The sequence below is a fragment of the Candidatus Phaeomarinobacter ectocarpi genome, from assembly GCF_000689395.1.
GTDB classification, from domain to species: Bacteria; Pseudomonadota; Alphaproteobacteria; order CGMCC-115125; family CGMCC-115125; genus Pyruvatibacter; species Pyruvatibacter ectocarpi.
Genome location: NZ_HG966617.1, coordinates 1,753,953 through 1,755,669, shown reverse-complemented (window position 1 = coordinate 1,755,669; position 1,717 = coordinate 1,753,953). Strand labels below are relative to the sequence as shown.

At 56.6% G+C, this 1,717-nt stretch carries 3 protein-coding genes; all 3 read left to right on the top strand.

The genetic code is table 11. The annotated features are described in order from the left end of the window. The first annotated feature begins 630 nt into the window (after positions 1-630). Positions 631-1,002 carry a 30S ribosomal protein S12 gene (gene rpsL / locus BN1012_RS08485; protein WP_043949291.1) on the top strand — a complete coding sequence of 124 codons (372 nt, stop codon included), beginning with the start codon at positions 631-633 and terminating at the stop codon, positions 1,000-1,002. Positions 1,003-1,019: 17 nt separating this feature from the next. Next, positions 1,020-1,490, top strand: coding sequence for a 30S ribosomal protein S7 (gene rpsG, locus BN1012_RS08480; protein ID WP_043949290.1), 471 nt, complete (start codon positions 1,020-1,022; stop codon positions 1,488-1,490). Between the two features lie 66 nt (positions 1,491-1,556). After that, positions 1,557-1,717: GTP-binding protein (locus tag BN1012_RS17785; RefSeq protein ID WP_420887298.1), on the top strand; the 161-nt coding region annotated here is incomplete at its 3' end.

Here is a 1,717-nt window from a genome sequence, read left to right as displayed (position 1 = left end):
AGGATAGGCGGGCTCGGCAGGCGCGGGCAAAGCCGAGACCCAATGATGCGGTCACAGAAGATGACAGTCTCTTTCTAGCCTGCGCGACGATACACAACGCCAATGACACCAGAGATCGCCTTCTTGGTCCGAAGGTGGCTCACAACGCCATCCGACCAGAGGGTCAGCCCCAGTTTTCCGCCTTTGTGAGGCGGGATTGGCTGATATGCAGATAAGTTCGGGATTTCCGGCCAAATTCTGCGATATCGGCCTTGACGTGCAGGGGGTGGATAGTTAGTTTCCGCCAACTTTTGAGGCAAGCAGTAGGCGATTCAGGTGGCTCAAGCCCCAGCCTAAACGTTGTCAAAGAAAGCCAAAGAGCACTCTACCGGAGCAAGAACTGGGGCTAACCCTCTGGTTCCTCTGCGTTTTTTGGGCCTTTCGGGATTTGTCCGACTGGTCCAATTTGGCGTGCCGCTGGATCATCTGCATTGAGCAGGTGGAGCCGGCGAGGCGCGCCGACTCGCATTCGGACGACGTGTTTTAAGGTTTTCTTCAAAAAACAGGTTTTTCCCGGCCGGTTTGGCGGGGATTTGGTTCAAGGGCCCATGCAAGTGGGCTGTAAGTCAGAGAAGGCGTCGAAAAGCTCTTATGCCGACGATTAACCAGCTCATCCGCAAGCCGCGCCAGCCGCAGATCAAGCGGACCAAGGTGCCAGCCATGGAAGCCTGCCCGCAGAAGCGCGGCGTGTGCACCCGTGTCTATACGACGACCCCGAAGAAGCCGAACTCGGCTCTGCGTAAGGTTGCTCGTGTGCGCCTCAATAACGGCTTTGAAGTCACAAGCTACATTCCGGGCGAAGGCCATAACCTTCAGGAACACTCCGTGGTGATGATCCGCGGCGGTCGTGTGAAGGACCTTCCCGGTGTTCGCTACCACATCATTCGCGGCATTCTGGATACCCAGGGCGTCAAGGACCGTAAGCAGCGCCGTTCGAAATACGGCGCCAAGCGGCCGAAATAGGGCGGGGAGTTTAGAAAATGTCACGACGTCACCGCGCCGAAAAACGCGAAGTTATTCCAGACGCCAAGTTTAGCGACGAGGTTGTCACCAAGTTCATGAATTGCCTGATGTATGACGGCAAGAAGTCTGCTGCCGAGCGCATCGTTTACGGTGCCTTCGACCAGATGCAGGACAAGACGAGCCAGGATCCGGTTCAGATGTTCCACGATGCGCTCACAAATGTGATGCCTGCTGTGGAAGTGCGCTCCCGCCGTGTTGGTGGTGCGACATACCAGGTGCCCGTGGAAGTTCGCCCCGAGCGCCGTCGCGCGCTGGCTATTCGCTGGGTGATTTCTGCGTCACGTGCTCGCAACGAAAAGACAATGACGGACCGCCTTGCGGGTGAGCTGCTTGATGCAGCCAACAACCGCGGCGCCGCCATCAAGAAGCGTGAAGACACACACCGGATGGCTGAAGCCAACCGTGCCTTCTCGCACTATCGCTGGTAGTACGCTGCTGCGAACGATCCCCGACTTGCTGACTGTTTTGAATTTTAGGTTTTAGAGGCTCCACTCATGTCTTCGCGCACAACACCGCTCAAAGACTATCGCAATATCGGCATCATGGCTCACATCGATGCGGGTAAGACGACGACTACTGAGCGCATCCTCTATTATACGGGCCGTTCGCATAAGATCGGTGAAGTGCATGATGGTGCGGCCACCATGGACTGGAT